This window comes from Shewanella sp. HL-SH2 (assembly GCF_051164935.1).
GTDB classification, from domain to species: Bacteria; Pseudomonadota; Gammaproteobacteria; order Enterobacterales; family Shewanellaceae; genus Shewanella; species Shewanella glacialimarina.
In genome coordinates this window covers 1,625,070-1,644,841 of sequence record NZ_CP195035.1, presented here as the reverse complement: position 1 = coordinate 1,644,841, position 19,772 = coordinate 1,625,070, and the positions used below count along the sequence as shown (strand labels likewise).

At 40.6% G+C, this 19,772-nt stretch carries 15 protein-coding genes, 1 tRNA gene and 1 pseudogene; 8 read left to right on the top strand and 9 right to left on the bottom strand.

Annotation, left to right across the window (positions count from 1 at the left end; translation table 11 throughout):
* The first annotated feature begins 123 nt into the window (after positions 1 to 123).
* A complete protein-coding gene (locus tag ACRWP9_RS07125) occupies positions 124 to 390 on the top strand; it encodes an Lpp/OprI family alanine-zipper lipoprotein (protein WP_124017059.1) in 267 nt (88 codons plus the stop codon).
* 446 nt (positions 391 to 836) lie between these two features.
* Here the strand turns inward: ACRWP9_RS07125 and ACRWP9_RS07120 are convergent, their stop codons facing one another.
* The 4 genes and pseudogenes from ACRWP9_RS07120 to folB all read right to left on the bottom strand — a co-directional run bounded on the left by ACRWP9_RS07120 (position 837) and on the right by folB (position 3,611).
* On the bottom strand, positions 837 to 1,679 hold the full coding sequence (locus tag ACRWP9_RS07120; protein ID WP_434928534.1) for a putative RNA methyltransferase: 843 nt from the start codon (positions 1,677 to 1,679) through the stop codon (positions 837 to 839).
* Positions 1,680 to 1,772: 93 nt separating this feature from the next.
* Positions 1,773 to 2,573 (bottom strand): undecaprenyl-diphosphate phosphatase, encoded by an 801-nt coding sequence (locus ACRWP9_RS07115; protein WP_226410748.1) that lies wholly within the window; start codon positions 2,571 to 2,573, stop codon positions 1,773 to 1,775.
* A gap of 121 nt (positions 2,574 to 2,694) precedes the next feature.
* Complete coding sequence (folK, locus tag ACRWP9_RS07110) at positions 2,695 to 3,207, bottom strand: 2-amino-4-hydroxy-6-hydroxymethyldihydropteridine diphosphokinase (protein ID WP_434928533.1); 513 nt, start codon at positions 3,205 to 3,207, stop codon at positions 2,695 to 2,697.
* Positions 3,208 to 3,258: 51 nt separating this feature from the next.
* A pseudogene (gene folB, locus ACRWP9_RS07105) lies at positions 3,259 to 3,611 on the bottom strand (dihydroneopterin aldolase).
* Positions 3,612 to 3,853: 242 nt separating this feature from the next.
* Here folB and plsY point away from each other — a divergent pair.
* Positions 3,854 to 4,465 carry a glycerol-3-phosphate 1-O-acyltransferase PlsY gene (gene plsY / locus ACRWP9_RS07100; protein WP_226410751.1) on the top strand — a complete coding sequence of 204 codons (612 nt, stop codon included), beginning with the start codon at positions 3,854 to 3,856 and terminating at the stop codon, positions 4,463 to 4,465.
* 58 nt (positions 4,466 to 4,523) lie between these two features.
* Here plsY and tsaD read toward each other — a convergent pair whose 3' ends face one another.
* Positions 4,524 to 5,537, bottom strand: a complete 1,014-nt coding sequence (gene tsaD, locus ACRWP9_RS07095) for a tRNA (adenosine(37)-N6)-threonylcarbamoyltransferase complex transferase subunit TsaD (protein WP_434928532.1) — start codon at positions 5,535 to 5,537, stop codon at positions 4,524 to 4,526.
* Positions 5,538 to 5,848: 311 nt separating this feature from the next.
* Here tsaD and rpsU point away from each other — a divergent pair, with 311 nt between their 5' ends.
* The 6 genes from rpsU to ACRWP9_RS07065 all read left to right on the top strand — a co-directional run bounded on the left by rpsU (position 5,849) and on the right by ACRWP9_RS07065 (position 14,252).
* Complete coding sequence (rpsU, locus tag ACRWP9_RS07090; protein ID WP_006080725.1) at positions 5,849 to 6,064, top strand: 30S ribosomal protein S21; 216 nt, start codon at positions 5,849 to 5,851, stop codon at positions 6,062 to 6,064.
* Between the two features lie 7 nt (positions 6,065 to 6,071).
* Positions 6,072 to 6,515 (top strand): GatB/YqeY domain-containing protein, encoded by a 444-nt coding sequence (locus ACRWP9_RS07085; protein WP_226410753.1) that lies wholly within the window; start codon positions 6,072 to 6,074, stop codon positions 6,513 to 6,515.
* A gap of 91 nt (positions 6,516 to 6,606) precedes the next feature.
* Positions 6,607 to 8,334, top strand: coding sequence for a DNA primase (dnaG, locus tag ACRWP9_RS07080; protein ID WP_434928531.1), 1,728 nt, complete (start codon positions 6,607 to 6,609; stop codon positions 8,332 to 8,334).
* A gap of 147 nt (positions 8,335 to 8,481) precedes the next feature.
* The gene (rpoD, locus tag ACRWP9_RS07075; RefSeq protein ID WP_434928530.1) at positions 8,482 to 10,320 is read left to right on the top strand and encodes an RNA polymerase sigma factor RpoD; all 1,839 of its coding nucleotides are present in this window, start codon (positions 8,482 to 8,484) and stop codon (positions 10,318 to 10,320) included.
* Positions 10,321 to 10,504: 184 nt separating this feature from the next.
* Positions 10,505 to 10,581: transfer RNA gene (locus ACRWP9_RS07070), tRNA-Ile, on the top strand.
* 782 nt (positions 10,582 to 11,363) lie between these two features.
* A complete protein-coding gene (locus tag ACRWP9_RS07065) occupies positions 11,364 to 14,252 on the top strand; it encodes a bifunctional diguanylate cyclase/phosphodiesterase (protein ID WP_434928529.1) in 2,889 nt (962 codons plus the stop codon).
* 99 nt (positions 14,253 to 14,351) lie between these two features.
* On the opposite strand, the gene ACRWP9_RS07060 is transcribed toward ACRWP9_RS07065, so the two are convergent.
* The 4 genes from ACRWP9_RS07060 to gabT form a co-directional block, all read right to left on the bottom strand.
* Positions 14,352 to 15,074, bottom strand: a complete 723-nt coding sequence (locus ACRWP9_RS07060) for a DUF599 domain-containing protein (RefSeq protein ID WP_434928528.1) — start codon at positions 15,072 to 15,074, stop codon at positions 14,352 to 14,354.
* Positions 15,075 to 15,234: 160 nt separating this feature from the next.
* On the bottom strand, positions 15,235 to 15,897 hold the full coding sequence (locus ACRWP9_RS07055) for an RluA family pseudouridine synthase (RefSeq protein WP_434928954.1): 663 nt from the start codon (positions 15,895 to 15,897) through the stop codon (positions 15,235 to 15,237).
* Between the two features lie 291 nt (positions 15,898 to 16,188).
* On the bottom strand, positions 16,189 to 18,306 hold the full coding sequence (locus ACRWP9_RS07050; RefSeq protein ID WP_434928527.1) for a methyl-accepting chemotaxis protein: 2,118 nt from the start codon (positions 18,304 to 18,306) through the stop codon (positions 16,189 to 16,191).
* A 186-nt stretch (positions 18,307 to 18,492) separates the two neighbouring features.
* Entirely contained in the window at positions 18,493 to 19,770 is a 1,278-nt protein-coding gene (gene gabT / locus ACRWP9_RS07045; RefSeq protein WP_434928526.1) for a 4-aminobutyrate--2-oxoglutarate transaminase, read from the bottom strand.
* Positions 19,771 to 19,772 lie beyond the last annotated feature (2 nt).

The window sequence follows — 19,772 nt, the reverse complement described above, 5'->3', positions numbered from 1 at the left end:
ACTTTAGAGGAACATTTTTCTTTTTGCCTATAGCATAAAATAAAATGTGTGACATAATTACGCCGCTGCAAAGGCATAGGCTTTTGCGCCCAAACTACAACCTATATTTTAAAGGATTTACCCATGAACAAGAAAGTACTGATGATTGCTGGTGTTGCTATGACTGCTTTACTAGGTGGCTGTGCTAACACTACTGCTTTAGAAGAAAGCGTTGCAAACTTAGGTAACAAAGTTGATCAACTATCTGCAGAAGTTGGTTCTTTAAAGTCTGAGCAAAGCAAATTATCTGCTGATGTTAAAGGCGCTAAAGCTGCATCTATGGACGCTCAAGCTGAAGCTAAACGTGCTAATGACCGTTTAGACAACATGGCTTCTTCTTACAAAAAGTAAGAATTGCTATACAGAATTAGCTTATATACATAGGTTGATTATTAGGGCTTGAATGTAGTTCAACTGTTATACAGTTTGAACCAACTTCAAGCCTTAATTGTTTCTGCGGTTTAGAAGGACTTAGATTTTAGAAGGATTCAGACTTTAGAAGATTTAGACTTTAGAAGATTTAGGTTTTAGAACACTTAGGCTTTAGAAAACTTAGATATTATAAGGTATAGATTTAGGCGAAATTGTCAGCTCATACTAAACAAGGCCCTATCAGCAATAGTAGTTTTACCTATATAACTCTCTCCCTATTTTCTCTTACGTCATTTGTAACACAATATCCATTAGCACCAAGCCTCACTTAACAGCGAACTAGCAGAACAGTGTTTACTTTTTATCAAGAGCAAAACACTTAGAAAAAGTCCCGTTACAGCCAGCCCGTAAACATGATTAGCACCCTAGATCTTTTTTAGCACTATTACTTCAAACTCACATTTTAAGCCACTGATTGGTGATGACTTAATTTGGTGGCGAATTTCATCATTCGCCCGCCAAGCAAACAACGAGCTATCTAATAAATTAACCGCTTGATCACCTGTAACATCAATTTCAAAAGAGACTTGTTGCAGCGACTCAATGAGCAAACGTTTAGGGATATTAAGTTGTGATGGCTTCTCGACTAAATCTGGATAAACATGTTGTTTAATTTGCCATAAATGCTGGTTACTGGGCTGTACTAACACTATACGACCCGCATCTTTTAACACCCGAAGGCATTCTTGCCCTTTGATAGGTGCATCAAATAAGGTCACCACGTCCATACTTTGATTGGTAAATGGCAGCACCTTGGTAGAGCAGAAAATCAAGCTTGCTGGCGTGTTACCTTTTGACGCTGCAAATAACGCATTCTCGGCGTCTGACACGCCCCAAACTGACATAGGTTGGGTTATCCCATGTGTCATTAAATATTGATGTATTTGCGTTAAATAAAACCCATCACCGCACTGATAATCAAGCCAATTGAACCCATTTTCAGCAGTTGCTGTTAATGCCAACATCTGTTGTTGCAACGCATCGACTAAGGGCTGAAAAACCCCACTTTGTAATAAGAATTGACGCGCGCGCATTTGTTGGCGTGAAATCGATGATTGCGGTGTTTTCGCCTTCACTTTAACTAAAGGGTAGTAGCCCTGCTCAAGGCGGTCGAAATGATGTTTAGCTTCGCAATAAAAGCCTTTAGAAGCTTCATGTTGATGCAATGGTTGAGAACAGGTCGGGCAAACTAAAGGTAGGGTCATCATATTTTAAATAAACTTTTAATGGGGAAGATAAAAACTAGCAATAAAAAACGGGTAAATTTACCCGTTTAGTTCATTATTCACTAACATAATCGACTAAAGGTACAATAGACCAAGCAGTATGCTACCTAATATTAGTCGGTAAATCACAAAAGGGGTCATACCTATTTGACTAATATACTTTAAAAAATAGTGAATACAGACATAAGCTGCAGCAAATGATACCACTAAGCCTAAAGTTAGTGCTTGATAGTCAATTGGTAGCGGGCTTTGAGCAAGATCTTTAATGACTAAAATAGCTGCGCCGCAGCTAACCGGTATCGACATTAAAAATGAAAAACGCGCCGCGGCTTCACGGGTCAGCCCTAGCATTAGCGCCGCTGTCATCGTCGCACCAGAGCGAGATGTACCAGGTATTAATGCCATCGCTTGCGCAATACCAATTAATAACGCTTTTTTCCAACCCATCTGAAATTCATTTAATTGTGCCTTTGACATGCGATCTGCAACCCATAACAACAGCCCAAAAAAGATGGTCGTGATGGCAATAACGAGCGTATTGCGTAAGTGTGTTTCAATAAAATCTTTTGCTAAAAAACCCACTATGACCGCAGGTATTGTGGCTAACACAATCCACCAGGATAATTTACTTTCCTGGGTTTGAGTCTTTGTCACCAAACTCTTGGTCCACGCCTGTGTAAGCGACACAATTTCAAGACGAAAGTAAATAATTACAGCAAAGAGTGAACCTGTGTTAACCGCCACATCAAAAGAGAGACCTTGATCTTCCCATCCAAATAATTGGGCAGGAAGAATTAAATGTCCCGAACTTGATATAGGTAAAAACTCAGTTAACCCTTGAATTAAAGCTAAAAATATAACTTGTAGCGATTCCATACTTGTCCTTGTTTAGATTACATTTTTTAATTTTGCTAATATTTACATACACTTAAAAACTTTACATACACTTAAATCACGGCAGTAATTGAATAGCCATCATGTGCACATAGACTCAGGCTTAAGCAATTTTATGGTGTAACTGGGCTGGGAAAACAAAATTAACAGGCCATAACTGTTGTTGCTGTTTGTCATACTGCTGCCAAAGCGTTTCATACGAAAGACCCACAGTAGGATGTAAAACATTAGGTGCTAACTCCGCCAACGGCCAAAGTACAAAAGCATTAAATAAAATTTCACCACGGGGTAACTCAACGGGCTGAACAGTCACTTTGTCGTCATAGAGTAACAAATCAATGTCTAAACTACGCGGGCTAAACTTTTTCTCACTGCGAATACGACCATTGGTTTGCTCAATCATCTTAAACACAGCCACAACCTCTGCAATAGACATATCAGTGTCAGCACTGGCTACCATATTTAAAAAGTTAGTCCCTTTAAAACCCACAGACTCACTTTCATAAACTCGTGATAAAGATAGTTGGCCAAAATGCTGTTGCAAATCTAACAGACCAGCTTTAAGGTGTTGTTCAGGTTCAATATTTGTTCCTAAACTGATATAAATCTTCGCCATTAAGTTTATTCGTCCACGCTATGTTAAAAAGTGACTCGTCATGAGCTAAAATTAAATGCTGCCACGCTCAATAACAACACCAACAGAATCGGCATGTTGCACTGCGCCAGGCTTCATAACCACAACCTTGACCCAAGGTACGTTAAATTCACTCAGTAAACACTGGGCAATCATCTCCGCAACGGTTTCAATTAACTCAATAGGTTTTTCAATGATCAGCGCAGTTAAACGATTTGAAACGGTTTCATAACACAAGGCGTGTTGATAATTGTCACTGGCCGCAGCTAAACGATTGTCCCAAGCCATATCTAAATCAATCAATAGGGTTTGATGGATCTTTTTTCCCATTCATAAATCCCTATCACAGTATCAATTTTTAACTGCCTAATAAGCACTTTATCCATCTGAAGCTCCATAAAATAGCCTTAAGAGACCTTGTTCAAAATTAATTCCAGATAAACAGTGATATTCTCACCATCTGGTCTTTTGCCAGCACGCTTAAAGCAGTAGGATAAGCAAATACAAAAACAAAGGTAACGAATTTAATTCATACCAAGGAACCGTTTTTGATTTTTGCAAAATTATTTGCAACAGCGCATTAAAAAATTATGCGCGATAATACCCTAAGACGAGTAAGGAAACCAATTTGAACACCATAGCTTTGACCATTTTGATGATAATAATCGCTTATTTAGCAGGTTCTATCTCGAGTGCGATACTGGTTTGTAAAATGAGAGGTTTACCTGATCCAAGAGAGCAAGGTTCTGGCAACCCTGGCGCTACAAATGTGTTACGGATTGGTGGGGCAAGTTCTGCAATATTAGTGTTATTTTTCGATATGCTTAAAGGCGCTATCCCATCTTATTTAAGTTACCTAATGGGATTAGATGCAGCCTCTCTAGGCTTTATTGCCGTAGCAGCATGCTTAGGTCATATCTACCCTATCTTTTTTCAATTTAAAGGCGGTAAAGGTGTTGCTACAGCCTTTGGTGCAATGGCCCCCATTGGTCATGATCTTGCTCTGTGTTTAGTCGCGACATGGATAGTATTGGTTATTATTACCCGTTATTCATCTGTATCGGCCATGGCTGCTGCTTTACTGGCACCGGTTTACACTTGGCTATTAGACGAGCGTTTTGTACTTCCTGTGGCAATGTTATCAACACTGATATTAATTCGACATAAAGATAATATTGAGCGTTTACGTATTGGTGAAGAAAGTAAGCTCACCCGTAAAAGAAGCAATAAAAAAGCTTAACGGTTTAAAACACGCTAAGCTTTTCTGATAACATAAACAATACAAGATTACCCGTAGATTACACCGCAGGTAAGGTATCAAGCGGCCAACGAGGCACACCTTTAACCGCTAAATCTTCAATTTGGCCGGCCTTTAAGCGCTGCATACCGGCATAGGCAATCATGGCACCATTATCAGTACAAAACTCGCCACGAGGGTAATATACCTTTCCGCCCATATCCTGCATCATTTTAGCTAATGACTCCCTTAGGCGTGTATTAGCACTCACACCGCCAGCAATGACTAATCGTTGATAACCGGTCAGTTTTAATGCACGTTTACATTTAATAGCCAGCGTATCAACCACAGCCTCTTCAAATGCTCTAGCGATATTGGCATGTGTTTGTTCATCACTTGGCTCAGCAGCAATGGTATTAGCCGCAAAAGTTTTTAGGCCAGAAAAACTGAAATCAAGCCCGGGGCGATCGGTCATTGGACGTGGGAAACGATAACCCACATCGAGCCCTTTAGCGGCTAATTTAGCTAAACGCGGCCCACCTGGGTAATCCAAACCTAATAACTTTGCCGTTTTATCAAATGCTTCACCAGCTGCATCATCAACAGACTCACCCAACACTTGGTATTGGCCAATTCCTTCAACCTGCACCAGCATTGAATGTCCCCCCGACACCAGCAAAGCCACAAACGGAAACTCGGGAGCATCATCCTCTAGCATAGGAGCAAGTAAATGCCCTTCCATATGATGAACACCAACCGCGGGTTTATCCCAGGCATAAGCCAGCGAACGCCCCACACAAGCACCCACTAACAAAGCACCAATTAGGCCTGGTCCTTTAGTAAAAGCAACCCCATCAATATCATTAACAGACGAGTTAGCTTCAGCTAAAGCTTGCTTAATTAACGGAACGATTTTACGCACATGGTCACGAGACGCCAATTCGGGGACAACGCCACCATAGTCTGCATGAAGCTTTACTTGGCTATACAATACGTGAGAAAGTAATCCTTGCTGATCATCATAAATCGCGATGCCAGTCTCATCACATGATGTTTCAATACCAATAATGCGCATAATGTCTCGTTTTCAATAAATAAGGCGGCCAATTCTAGCGCTTGAAGCGATTTTTCTCCAGATAAAATCTGTATCGTCTTTAGTGGTATACGCGCCGATCATTTTTGATCGCCGATCTAATCACAAAAACAACCAGTTATTGTCATTAGGCCCGATGATGTGCAGACAATCAGAACAAGGGGTTTACAAAGACCCTTGCCTCGGTGTAAAATTCCGCACCATTTTAATTAGCCTTTGGCTATTTAAAAGTTTAAGTTAAAAAACTAAAACATTTAATATCCAACTCAACTACACCTAAGGGGTGATGGCGTATGCCAATTATTAAAGTACGTGAAAACGAACCATTCGACGTAGCTCTACGTCGTTTCAAGCGCTCTTGTGAAAAAGCTGGTATCTTAGCGGATGTGCGTGCTCGTGAATTCTACGAGAAGCCAACTACTGCTCGTAAGCGTGCAAAAGCTGCTGCAGTTAAACGTCTAGCTAAAAAGCTTTCTCGCGAAAACGCACGTCGCGTACGTTTATATTAATCTCATTATGAGCCTAATCGATCAGCTAAAAGAGCAGATGAAAGATGCTATGCGTGCCAAAGAAAAGGTGCGTTTAGGTACTATTCGTATGGCACTCGCTGCCATCAAACAAGTTGAAGTGGATACCCGCGAAACCTTGAATGATGAACAGGTGATAGCTATCTTAACCAAAATGGTCAAGCAACGTCGTGATTCAATGTCTCAATATGAAGCAGCGAATCGCCCAGAGCTTGCACAAGTAGAAGCGGATGAAATTCAAGTAATTGAAACTTTCTTACCCACACCATTAACTGAAACGGAAATTGCGGCGATTATCGACGCAACTATCGTAAAAGTAGGTGCTACTAACATGGCGGATATGGGCAAAGTAATGGGAGCATTAAAATCTGAAGTTCAAGGCCGTGCTGATATGAGTGCCATCGGTGCTTTAATCCGTACAAAATTGAAGTAAATCAGGCGTTAATGTTGAATAAGCCGTGCACCTGCACGGCTTGTTTGTTTACATCAATTGATAAAGTGACTTCGAGAATATATAGCAATCAATGGCGATCCCCCGTGATTTTATCAATGAACTTATTGCTCGCACAGATATTGTCGATCTGATCGATCGAAAAGTACCATTGAAAAAAGCTGGTAAAAACCATTCAGCTTGTTGTCCTTTTCATAGTGAGAAATCACCGTCTTTTACTGTCAGCAGAGATAAACAGTTTTACCATTGTTTTGGTTGCGGTGCCCATGGCAATGCAATTGATTTTATAATGGAATATGATCGCTTAGAATTTGTTGATGCTATTGAAGAACTAGCGGGTCAACTCGGATTAGATGTTCCACAGGAAAATGGCAATGCAAAACGCCAGGATCATGGACTCAGTCGAGATTTATATCAGTTGATGGAAGAAGCAAGCTTGTTCTACCAAAGCCAACTGAGACAGCATCAAGACAAACAAAAAGTATTAGACTACCTTGATTTTAGAGGGCTTTCTGAAGATGTTATTAAACACTTCGGCATTGGCTTTGCCCCTGACGGCTGGGACGGATTATTAAGCCGCTACCGTCAAAATCAGACATCACTGGATAAACTACTTACTGCTGGCATGTTAATAGAAAATGACAGCGGTAAACGATATGACCGTTTTCGCGACAGGTTAATGTTCCCCATTCGCGATAGACGTGGCCGAGTTATCGGCTTTGGTGGAAGAGTTTTAGGTGAAGGTACCCCTAAATACTTGAATTCTCCAGAAACGCCCATATTTCATAAGGGTAATGAACTTTACGGTTTATACGAATTAAAGCAACGACACCGCGATCCACAGCAAATATTAATTGTTGAAGGTTACATGGACGTAGTGGCACTAGCACAATTTGAAGTTGATTATGCCGTCGCCTCACTCGGCACCTCAACCACAGCTGAACAATTTCAGCTTTTGGTCCGTAGTGCTAAAGAGGTCATATGCTGCTATGACGGTGATAGAGCTGGTCGCGAAGCGGCATGGCGAGCATTAGAAACGGCGTTACCATTATTGAAACCGGGCGATTTGGTAAAATTTATGTTTTTACCACAAGGTGAAGACCCTGACACCATGGTGCGAAAAATAGGTAAAGACGCATTTGAAGCTTTAATGCAACAAGCCATGCAGTTACCTGACTTTTTATTTGAAACATTAAGTCATGCACATGGCACAGATAAAGGCGCCTTGGCTAAACAAGCCCTAGCGTTGATTGAAAAAGTGCAAGACAGCGTATTACAAAATTTATTGCTGGAAAGTTTATCCCATAAACTGGGAATGAACAGCAGCGATGACTTAAAGAAAAAATTAGGCTTTGCGGTAAAAAAACCGCAGCCGCTTAATGCAAAAGGGTTACAAGGTCGCGGTACACCTCTGAGGTTAGCCATCGCTTTGTTAATACAAAAACCCAGTTTAGGTTTTGGACTAGCACCACAGCCTGCATTAAACAAAATTCAAATGGCTGGCATTGAATTGCTTAACCATTTGCTTGAAATAACTCGAACTCAGCAATTTAATAGCGCACAACTACTTGAAATACATAGAGAGCATCAGCATAAGAGCACTCTGATTAAGTTGGCCCAATGGGATCATCAAGTGGCGGATGAAAATGTGCTGACCGAGTTTAAACAAACCCTGATATGGTTGACTAACCAATATATAGAACAACGCTATCAGGAACTTAGTCTAAAACAAACTTTAACAAAAGCTGAGAAAGTACAGCTAAGTAAGCTGATTTCAATAATGAAAGGTGTTGAGAAGTAACCCTAAAGTAAACAAACTTTAGCGGTTAAAACCACGCCATGGACTAGCTAAGATGAGTCCACGCAGCTATAATTGACGATTTGCGCGACACTAAGCTAGGCTAAGTGTCCCGTCGTTATTTCAGTTCCCCAAACTTGGATGATATCTATGGATCACACTCCGCAGTCGCAACTTAAACTGTTGCTCGCTAAAGGTAAAGAGCAAGGTTATTTAACCTATGCAGAAGTGAACGACCACTTACCTGCAGACATGGTCGATTCCGATCAGATTGAAGATATTATCCAGATGATAAATGACATGGGTATTCGAGTGTTTGAAGAAGCACCGGACGCCGATGACATGATGATGTCGGAAGACAACACAGACGAAGATGCAGCGGAAGAAGCCGCGGCCGCTTTAGCCACAGTTGAAAGTGAATTAGGCCGTACAACCGACCCTGTGCGCATGTACATGCGCGAAATGGGTACAGTTGAGCTTTTAACTCGCGAAGGCGAAATTGTAATTGCAAAGCGTATTGAAGAAGGTATTAATACCGTTCAATGCTCTGTAAGTGAATACCCACAAGCTATTGCAATGATCTTAGAGCAATTCGACCAGTATGAAGCTGACGAAATTCGCTTGTCTGATATTATCTCTGGATTTGTAAACCCTGACGATGACGATGTCGCCCCTACCGCCACTAACATTGGTTCTGAAGTCCCTGATAGTGATGATGACGATGATGACGATGATGACGATAGCGACGACGATGAAGATGAAGAAGAAGGTCCAAAAGGCCCGGACCCTGAAGAAGCCAAAGAAAAATTCACTCAATTACGCGAAGCTTATGAAAAAAGCCTAGCCATTATTGCTGAAAAAGGGCGTGATCACCCTGAAGCTATTGGTTCACTCTTTGTCATCGGTGAGCTATTTAAAGAATTCCGCCTAGTACCTAAGCAGTTTGATCGCTTAGTAAAAAGCATGCGCACCATGATGGATCGCGTACGTATTCAAGAACGTCTAATTCTTAAACTTGTTGTTGAACAAGCTAAGATGCCGAAAAAGAACTTTGTTAAGGCCTTCACAGGTAAAGAAACCAATCTTGATTGGTTTATCAAAGAAGTCGGCAGCAGCAAGCCATACGCAGAAGGTTTACGTATGGTAGAAGATGATGTTAATCGTTGTGTTCATAAACTTGACGTCATTGAAAAAGAAACAGACTTAACTATTGCTGGTATTAAAGATATCAACCGTCGTATGTCAATCGGTGAAGCGAAAGCCCGCCGAGCCAAAAAAGAAATGGTTGAGGCTAACTTACGTCTGGTTATCTCTATTGCTAAAAAGTATACCAACCGTGGTTTACAATTCTTGGACTTGATCCAAGAAGGTAATATCGGCTTGATGAAAGCGGTTGATAAATTTGAATATCGTCGTGGTTATAAGTTCTCAACTTATGCAACCTGGTGGATCCGTCAGGCGATTACTCGTTCAATTGCTGACCAAGCGCGTACTATTCGTATTCCAGTACACATGATTGAAACGATCAACAAGCTAAACCGTATTTCACGTCAAATGCTTCAAGAAATGGGCCGCGAGCCGTCTCCTGAAGAATTAGCTGAACGTATGATGATGCCTGAAGATAAGATCCGTAAGGTACTGAAAATCGCTAAAGAGCCAATCTCAATGGAAACCCCAATCGGTGACGATGAAGATTCGCATTTAGGTGATTTTATCGAGGATACTACTCTCGAATTACCTTTAGACTCTGCGACTAGCGAAAGTCTGAAAAACGCAACCCACGAAGTGTTAGCTGGCTTAACAGCCCGTGAAGCAAAAGTACTGCGTATGCGTTTTGGTATCGACATGAATACCGACCACACGTTAGAAGAAGTGGGCAAGCAGTTTGATGTAACGCGTGAGCGTATTCGTCAAATTGAAGCGAAAGCGTTACGTAAATTACGCCACCCTTCTCGCTCAGAAATCTTAAAGTCATTCCTAGACGAGTAATTGTCAGAAATAATTTAGAAAAAACCTGCTTCGGCAGGTTTTTTTATCTGTCAAATCAGTCATATTGATTAACAGATAACCAATTAGAACAAGATATTATAATTCAATGCAGATCACGGGTGACAAGCAAGAATAAACTTCGTATAATTCCCCCCGCTTTCGATAGTGACGACTATCTTAAGTCGGCCCCTTAGCTCAGTTGGTTAGAGCATACGACTCATAATCGTCAGGTCCCCAGTTCGAGTCTGGGAGGGGCCACCAATTCAGATAAGACCCATGAAGAAATTCATGGGTCTTTTTCGTTTAAGGGCCGGTCCATATCCGGTAATACTACTAGCTGATTAATCTCAGCGAAGTATTAGCAAGAATTAACCCACAAAATTGCCATATGAATTATAGTCAGGACATTACTACTCATGCCCATCTATAAAATCATATAAAACCAACTAGTTAATTATCAAGCATGAGCTAGAGTGAGTCAGTCTGACATACTCAAAATAATGTTAGCCTGGTATCTATAATTTTCAGCTAAAGGCCTTATCAGAGATAATCAGAATGTAATATGATGTCCTTGTCGTCGAAACTAGCCTAGATTAAAAGACACACAGAAACGTGACAAAAACAGCAAAATAATTATTCCTATCTGATCGAGCTCTTGATGATAATTTGATCGACACTCACTTAGATCTTGCAACCGATACGAAGCATCAAAGGCAACTCAAAGTTGCTTTAATACCTGTTAAATCCAATGTCTCAATATGTCCACCTCATTAGATGAAACAATAACCAGGTCAATAGATCCCTCCTTAAGTCTCAATATAGTGTTCAGCAATAATCGATCAAATTTGACCATTTAGCCTGAGATCCGGCTTGTTGCTTTTCTATTGTGAGGGTCTATCGAGCGAAAAGGTTATTGCAAAATTAAAAAAACAAAAAACCACCTTATTGGATCTTAATTAGCGATTAAGAGTATGATTTAACGATAAATAAATACTATTATTTAATTGTTAATTGTTAGAACTAGATCCTATACTGGTTGAATGATGAAAATACATACGAATTATCAACGACCAATAAAGTCTGCCTTGTGGGTAGTGCTTTGCTTTGCCCTTATTCTGGTAATCAATTGGTTATTGGCCCCTATTCCATTTTTGGCAACTATTGCCAATTACATACCACTACACACTTTTTTAGAATTATTGTCTATCATAGTGTCTGCAATGATTTTTGGTATTTTTTGGGCCAATATACCTAACAATAAAAACAGTCGAAATCATCTTATTCTAGCTTGCTCCTTCCTCGGTGTAGCGATTCTGGATTTATTACATGTACTCTCATTTCCTGGAATGCCAGACCTCATTACCCCAAGCAGCCCAGAGAAAACGATAAACTTTTGGTTAATGGCCCGCTACCTATCGGCCTTGAGTGTAATTATAGTTTCCATGTTTTCCTGGCGTACCCTTGCCACACGACTCATGCACTGGATAATATTGACTATTGTTTTGCTATTGCTCAGCATACTCATCACCATTGGCCTAATTTATCCTTCATTGCTCCCAAGTACCTTTGTTGAAGGTCAAGGGTTAACCTCATTTAAAATTATCAGCGAATATTTTTCAGCCGCTGTTTACTTACTTGTTTCAATTAAACTTTTTTATTCAATGCGTAAGCAACAGTCCTATGATGTAGTAAATTTATTTATAGCCGTCTGCTTAATGTCAATGAGCCAAATTTACTTTACGCTATATGCCGAAATGAACGACAGCAATGCTTTGTTAGGGCATATCTATAAAGTTCTTGCCTATGGCATGGTTTATAAAAGCTTCTTCATCAGTAACATAGTAAAGCCTTATGAAGAGCTGTCTAAATCGCGTAATTTACTCAGTACCATAATTGAAGCCATTCCAATGAGTATCTGTTGGAAAGACTCTCAATCACGTTATTTAGGCTGTAACACGCAATTTGCGATAAATGCTGGAGTGAAAAGCGCTGATGAAATAATAGATAAATTTGACAGTGAACTGGCCTGGGGCGAACAAGCGGCCATATACCAATTAAATGATCAACAGGTCATAAGCTCTGGCGTGCCAAAATTGAGCTACGAAGAAAGTTATATCAGTCCTACCGGTGAGTTTTTTTGGATAAACAAGTCCAAAGCACCCATTCACGATAAAAATAATGCTGTTATCGGCATGGTAGGTATCTATGAAGATATTACAGCTAGGCGCATCTCACAGGAAAAGCTTCAACTAGCAGCCAGCGTCTTTACATACGCCAAAGAGTCAATCTCCATCACAGATACCGATGGCCTTATTCTTGACGTCAATAAGGCTTTTACACGGATGACGGGCTATAGCCGTGAAGAAGCAATAGGTCAAAACCCTAGCATTCTCCACTCTGGTCGACAATCTGCCCGTTTTTATGCTGATATGTGGAAAGCAATATTAAATGAAGGTTACTGGTCAGGTGAACTTTGGAACAAACGTAAAAATGGTGACATCTATATTGAGAATAAAACGATTAGTGCCGTGCGTGATAAAGACAATAATACGACCCATTATGTTGCCTTAGGTAACGACATTACCCCAATGAAAAAATATCAAGACCAATTGGAACATATTGCCCACTATGATTTACTAACTGACTTACCTAACCGAGTATTACTGGCAGATCGTTTAGGTCAAGCTATGTTGCATTGTAAGCGTGATGGGAAGTCACTTGCGGTAGTATTTCTTGATTTAGATGGTTTTAAAGCCGTCAATGATGCCTATGGGCATGATGTGGGTGATGAGTTACTCATTGCACTATCTTTGCGGATGAAAGATGCATTACGCGAAAGTGATAGCTTAGCCCGCATTGGTGGGGATGAATTTGTTGCTGTATTAACAGATTTAGCGATAGTTGAAGATTGCAAGCCAGTATTAGATCGACTGTTATTAGCGGCCTCTGAGCCTGCCACGATTGGTGATGTTATTTTTAATGTCTCAGCCAGTATCGGCGTCACCCTGTACCCACAAGATAATACTGATGCTGATTTACTAATGCGTCATGCTGATCATGCCATGTACGCGGCTAAAGAGTCAGGGCGTAATCGTTACCATTTCTTTGATACAGCCCAAGACGATGCGGTTAAATTGCAAAAAATATACCTTGATGCTATTCGTTATGCTTTAGATAATCATCAATTTATACTTTATTATCAGCCCAAAGTGAATATGAAAACTGGTACTGTGATTGGCGTTGAGGCACTTATTCGCTGGCATCATCCTGAACGAGGATTATTAAGCCCAATTGAGTTCTTACCCGCGATAGAAAATAATCCTATGAGTATCGAAATGGGCGAATGGGTTATAGATAGTGCGTTAACACAAATAGGCCAATGGCAAAAAATGAATCTTAATATCACTGTTAGCACCAGCGTAAACATTGCAGCGGTTCAATTACAGCAAAAAGACTTCACCCAGAGACTCGCTGCGCTGTTAGCTCGCCATCCAGATGTTGAGCCCCGTTATTTAGAGCTAGAAGTGCTGGAAACGAGCGCCCTAGATGATGTTAATCATGTATCCTCAACCATGCAAGCATGTATAGCACTAGGGGTAAACTTTGCCCTAGATGATTTTGGAACAGGCTATTCATCCCTCACTTATCTTAGACGATTACCCGCTAAGTTAATTAAAATAGACCAAAGCTTTATACGGGACATGTTACATGATGCGGATGATTTGGCTATTGTGGAAGGGGTGATAACCTTAGCTAAATCGTTCAAACGTGAAGTCATTGCAGAAGGAGTTGAGTCGATAGAACATGGCACGGCCCTGTTAAAGCTAGGTTGTGATTTAGCCCAAGGTTATGGTATTGCACGGCCTATGCCTGCTGAAGATATTCCTGCATGGATAAATGAATGGAAACCTGATAATGCTTGGAAGATTTAATCTTAAACTCAATTTAATACCTGTTTAATTACCATCAATAGAATATAAAAAGCCCATTTGAAATGGGCTTTTGTGTGTTAAAAGGGTTATCACTTAGCTTTATTCATTCATTCTATATGCAGGGTCTTTTTCTAAATGTGCTTGAGCAAGGGTAATAGCTTGAACCGCGCGGGAATTAAACTCACGTTGATAAAGGGTATAAACCACAAATAAATTAGCAAAAATAAACGCTAACGGATGCAGGAACCAACACAAAGCCGCCATAGCAAAATAGTAAGACCGTAGGCCGTAGTTGTACGAATGGGCTGCTTGATCTTGTACCACTGCCATTTGCCTTGCATAACCGAGCATGTTGATATCAGTCCCAGTTTTATCCAATGGTGCAGCGCCAATCATTACGTTAACAAAACCATACTGGCGCATCGACCAGGTAAACTGGAAAAATGCCAACACGAAAATACCCGCAAGTAAGGCAAGCTTAACTTGCACCAATGCATGATTAGGCGAAACAGAAAAAGGAATAGAACCAATTACCATTTCAAGCTTTTCAACTTGCGAAAATAGCGTTAATACACCGGCAAGAATAAGCAATGTCGTCGAAGCAAAAAAGGCTATGTTGCGCTCCAGGTTAGCTAATAACGATGCTTCCCCCACCCGAATCTCCTTTGCAATCACTTGCGTCATCCAATGAATACGCTGTTGATGCATCACTCTGGCGATACAATTGGCGGTTTTAGCTTTATGTTTTGAAAATCGAGTGTAACCAATCCAGCTAATCAAAAAAGTGAATAACGCTAAATAATCTAGCGGCGAACCAATCATATACTTTCCCTATGCAACTCAGAATCAAACATTTTTTATTTGAGCGTTTATTATGCACCAGTTTTATTTCTGCTTGAATAATTATTTAGTACCAAGATGCAGTAGAAACCCTCTTGAATCAGTAATAAAACGGGAGTTGAGTTCAATTAAAGCAAAAGGGTTAAAAAGGGCTAATACATTGAGTATTCATTCGCTCGCCACTGACTGGGTGGATGAAAGAAAGCGAGGTAGCATGTAACATTAGCCTACTAGCCAAAGATTGTGATTGACCAATAGGGTAGAGATCGCAGCCAATAATTGGATGCCCTATTTGCTGACTGTGTATGCGCAGTTGATGGGTTCGACCTGTTATTGGTGTAAAAGTCACTTTTGTCATTTGCTGACCACCAGTTATGTGTTCAGAGTCAATAACTTGATAGTGACTATGAGCCGCTTTTCCACTTATATGGCAAATTTTCATTAATGGAAAATCATCTTTGGCGATCGGCAGCTTAATATCCCCTTGATGACTCGGCATCTCTCCCAATAATAACGCTGTATAGGTTTTATCGACTAAACCGTTTTGAAATTGCTGAGTTAACAGTCCATTAATCTGTTTATTTAATGCCACCAGCATGATACCTGAGGTACCAAAATCCAAACGATGCACCAAAGTACAACCTGGATAGTCTTTCACTAAACGATAGTGAACCGAGTCGATATTAAGCGGATTTTTACCAGACAAACTTAATAAACCTGAAGGTTTATTAATTAATAATAGGTGTTCATCTTGAAACAGTATTTCAATGTTTTCAAGACAAGGTGGGGCAATAAATTCAGTCATAACAAGCAAAGCATGAGGCAAAAAAGGAGCATAAACAAATGCTGACCATAAGGCTAATTTAATTATCATGATGATGCTTGATTGACGTTTATATCACATAGAATGGATAGACTTTATAATCAAGTATATCCATTCTATTGATATCGACTAGCAATCAGATATTAACAAGCTAATGCTAATGCTCATTTTCAGCTTACAACACTTAAAATAGACATTAGGCCTTTTGGCTTAAAGCGCGGGTATAAATTCATAGTCTAATGTCTAATGTCAACGCTGAATTTAGCCCTTAATTTACGTTTTCAATCGACCAAGTTCGGTGTGCTGTTGTTGTACTAACTCAGCAAGCGAATGACTGCTTTGCTGCGCCTCATCTGCAAGCTGTGATAATTCTGCTGCGGAATCAGATATGCCAGTAATATTGCGGCTCACTTCTTCTGTGACCATACTTTGCTCTTCTGCAGCAGTGGCAATATGAGTCACCTGGGACGACACCTCATTAATTTGAACCACTATGGCATTAAGCGATGATAATGCCATTTCAGTTTGCTCAACGGCTAACTGAGCGCCTTTAGCCCCCTTATCGATAATTTTTGAAGCGTTGACCACTTCTGATTGAAGTGCATCAATTAATTTAGTGATTTGATTGGTTGAGTTTTGGGTTTTAGATGCTAATGCTCTGACCTCATCGGCTACAACGGCAAAACCTCGCCCTTGCTCACCCGCCCTTGCTGCCTCAATAGCTGCATTTAACGCCAGTAAATTGGTTTGATCTGCAATAGAGCTAATCACCTCTAAAATACCGCTAATGTTGCCACTGCTTTGAGAAACTAACTCTACGGCCTTTTGTGCTTGAGCAGATTCTATAGACATGTCATTTACATAACCCATGGCTTGAGTTAGGCGCTTCTCGCCTTCTTTAACATTTTTGGTCATCGACTCAGTTTCATGCGCAGTTTGTTCAGAGGCTTTGGCCACTTCTAATGCTGCGGCACTCATCTGGTTTACTGCCGTAACAACACTGTCAATTTCCGCATATTGGCGATTTACACTCTCACGGGTTAACTGAGCAATCTTGGCTGATTTTTGACTTTCTGATTGCGAACGATCGGCCAAACCTTTAAGACCAATAATCAAATCCCTCAATTTGGTAATAAATAAGTTAAAACCTTTGGCTAGTGCTATCAGCTCAGCATGGGAATCTACATGAAGTGATTGAGTTAAATCCCCTTCTGCACTGCCTAAATTCTCTACCCTTTGCTGGATCATATTCAGTGGTGAAATAATGCTGCGGATCACAATACTAATTACACCGATTGCGACTACTGACACAATTACGCCTAAAACCAACAATAAACTGCCTAATGAAGTCGCCATGTCATCCATGGCTGTATCCATTTTAGTGATAGCAGCAAAGGCTTGTTCTTTTGGCACTTCAATAACCAATGACCAGGTGGCATTGGCGAGTGGAATTAAAATGGGGAATGCCACTGCGATGATGTCATCATCACTATAAATTTTATTATTTTTATGCAGCTCCATTAATTCAGACGCTTTTTGAGGAGAGACTGATTCAGCAAAAGGCCGAGCCATTTTATTATAATGACTTGCTGCAACTACAAGTCCTCGCTCACTTAATAAGGTGACTTTTGCAGTACCTTGATAAAGGCTTTGAGATAATTTATCAATAAGCTTTTGAAATATAGGTAAATTAACATCTACTCCAACCATACCTTTAAATTGATTATTCACTACAACAGGAACGGTAAGTGAAGTCATTAACGCATTATTACCTGGAGATATCTCATACAGGTAAGGTTCCATCAAACAAGGCTTTTTAGTATCTTTTACACACAGATACCATTCTGCTTCCCTGATCCCAAATTCATTTAATGTCGCGACATACTTTTCGGCAGCATCTTCAACTTGCTGATGCTCAACCGTGCCATCATCATTGCGAGTGTAGTAAAGTTCTAAGCTACCATTATTAGGAACGCTATGACTAAAGCCATTTAAATATTCACTATCACGTCCATCATAACCATTGGATTCAAATTGAGCATACATAGATGATATTTGAGCATTTTTGCGTAAATTAGCTATCAGCAAGTCTGCCAACTTTGAACGGGCAAGGGGATCCTGAACAGACGTATATTCAACCATTCCAGAAAAAGAATAAGGGATACGGTAAGCCTCATTTATAAACCCAGCAATTTGTTGACCATATTCAGCGGCCCTAGCGGATAGCTTTTGATTTATTTCTTGTTGTAACGTGGTATCCATCTCTTGCGCTAAAATTTTATTTTTGTCGCTTAATCCCCACCATAAGCTTAGTGATAATGTCAGCACGATAAGCAAAAACAACCCTGATGTGATCCAAAGTAATTTCGTTTTGACAGGCAATGCCTTCATATTGTTACTCCACTTTCTTATTATGTCTTTATAGGTATGTCAAAAATTTCACATACGACTTTAAGTTTAGTCGAGATTCTAATAATAGGACGAAAAAATAGTAAAAATGCCGATAAAAACTAACAAAAAGCCCTATTTCTCAATAGGGCTCACTTTGTACTTAAACTATTGGGGCGTTAATTATATTTAGCCATTAAAAACAACGTTAAAGACTTCATCCATAATTGCTAAACCCGCATCAACTTGTGCATCAGGCGCCGTTAAAGGCACTAATACTCGCAGGACATTTCCGTAGGTGCCGCAAGATAGTAAAATTAATCCGCGGTTACGCGCTTCCAATAGCACTTTGGGACAGTATTGTGGTGCGGGCTGACCATTTTCCATCAATTCAATGGCAATCATCGCACCTAAGCCACGCACTTCAGCAATTTGGTTGTACTTACTTTGCATAGTGGTTATTGAGGCTTTAATGTGTGCACCTAAAGTGTTGGCTCGCTCAAGTAGCTTTTCTTGCTCAAACACTTCAATCACCGCCAAAGCTGCTGCACAAGCCAGTGGGCTGCCACCATAAGTACCACCTAAGCCACCGGCAGTAATAGCGTCCATCACTTCAGCGCGGCCAGTGATACCTGATAGCGGGAAACCACCCGCTATCGATTTAGCAAAAGTGGTAATGTCAGCGGCTACGCCCATTTGCTCCATGGCAAAAAAGGTTCCGGTACGACCAGCACCAGTTTGCACTTCATCAGCAATAAGCATTATGCCGTGGGTATCGCACAATTCACGTAAACGCTTCATAAAGCTTGGCGTGGCGGCATAAAAGCCACCCTCACCTTGTACAGGCTCTAAAATAATGGCGGCAATGTCACTCGGCTCAGCATCATTTTTAAAAATACGCTCAATTGAAGCCATTGCGGCATCTTCAGACACACCATGTAACTCACACGGAAACTCAGCCCTAAACACGTTAGCAGACATCAGTCCCATGCCTTTGCTGTAAGGGGCTACTTTACCGGTCAATGCCAATGCCGCGATGGTACGGCCATGATAACCTGAGGTAAAAGCAATAACGCCTGCACGCTTTGTGTAAGCGCGGGCAACTTTAACCGCGTTTTCGACCGCTTCAGAGCCGCTAGTAAATAACGCTGTTTTTTTAGCAAAGTCACCTGGCACTAACTGATTTAATTTCTCACACACTTCTACGTAGCTTTCATACGCTAGCACCATAAAACAAGTATGGGAAAAATCATCTAACTGCGCTTGAACCGCAGCTTTTACTTTTGGGTGTAAGTGGCCAGTGTTAAGCACCGCAATACCGCCTGCAAAATCGATATATTCACGCCCTTCAACATCCCAAACGGTAGCATTTTCAGCGCGCTCTATGAAAAGCGGATGAATTTGACTTACACCTTGCGCAACAGCTGCCTGGCGACGAGCCATTAATTGTTCATTTGTTTTATTCATTG

What these genes read in the sequence shown, in the direction of transcription:
- ACRWP9_RS07085 (WP_226410753.1), top strand. Translation starts at nt 6,072, where the DNA reads ATGAGCCTAATCGATCAGCTAAAAGAGCAGATGAAAGATGCTATGCGT.
- ACRWP9_RS07115 (WP_226410748.1), bottom strand. Translation starts at nt 2,573, where the DNA reads ATGGAATCGCTACAAGTTATATTTTTAGCTTTAATTCAAGGGTTAACT.
- ACRWP9_RS07125 (WP_124017059.1), top strand. Translation starts at nt 124, where the DNA reads ATGAACAAGAAAGTACTGATGATTGCTGGTGTTGCTATGACTGCTTTA.
- tsaD (WP_434928532.1), bottom strand. Translation starts at nt 5,537, where the DNA reads ATGCGCATTATTGGTATTGAAACATCATGTGATGAGACTGGCATCGCG.
- dnaG (WP_434928531.1), top strand. Translation starts at nt 6,607, where the DNA reads ATGGCGATCCCCCGTGATTTTATCAATGAACTTATTGCTCGCACAGAT.
- folK (WP_434928533.1), bottom strand. Translation starts at nt 3,207, where the DNA reads ATGGCGAAGATTTATATCAGTTTAGGAACAAATATTGAACCTGAACAA.
- ACRWP9_RS07120 (WP_434928534.1), bottom strand. Translation starts at nt 1,679, where the DNA reads ATGATGACCCTACCTTTAGTTTGCCCGACCTGTTCTCAACCATTGCAT.
- ACRWP9_RS07065 (WP_434928529.1), top strand. Translation starts at nt 11,364, where the DNA reads ATGAAAATACATACGAATTATCAACGACCAATAAAGTCTGCCTTGTGG.
- gabT (WP_434928526.1), bottom strand. Translation starts at nt 19,770, where the DNA reads ATGAATAAAACAAATGAACAATTAATGGCTCGTCGCCAGGCAGCTGTT.
- ACRWP9_RS07055 (WP_434928954.1), bottom strand. Translation starts at nt 15,897, where the DNA reads ATGACTGAATTTATTGCCCCACCTTGTCTTGAAAACATTGAAATACTG.
- rpsU (WP_006080725.1), top strand. Translation starts at nt 5,849, where the DNA reads ATGCCAATTATTAAAGTACGTGAAAACGAACCATTCGACGTAGCTCTA.
- rpoD (WP_434928530.1), top strand. Translation starts at nt 8,482, where the DNA reads ATGGATCACACTCCGCAGTCGCAACTTAAACTGTTGCTCGCTAAAGGT.
- ACRWP9_RS07060 (WP_434928528.1), bottom strand. Translation starts at nt 15,074, where the DNA reads ATGATTGGTTCGCCGCTAGATTATTTAGCGTTATTCACTTTTTTGATT.
- ACRWP9_RS07050 (WP_434928527.1), bottom strand. Translation starts at nt 18,306, where the DNA reads ATGAAGGCATTGCCTGTCAAAACGAAATTACTTTGGATCACATCAGGG.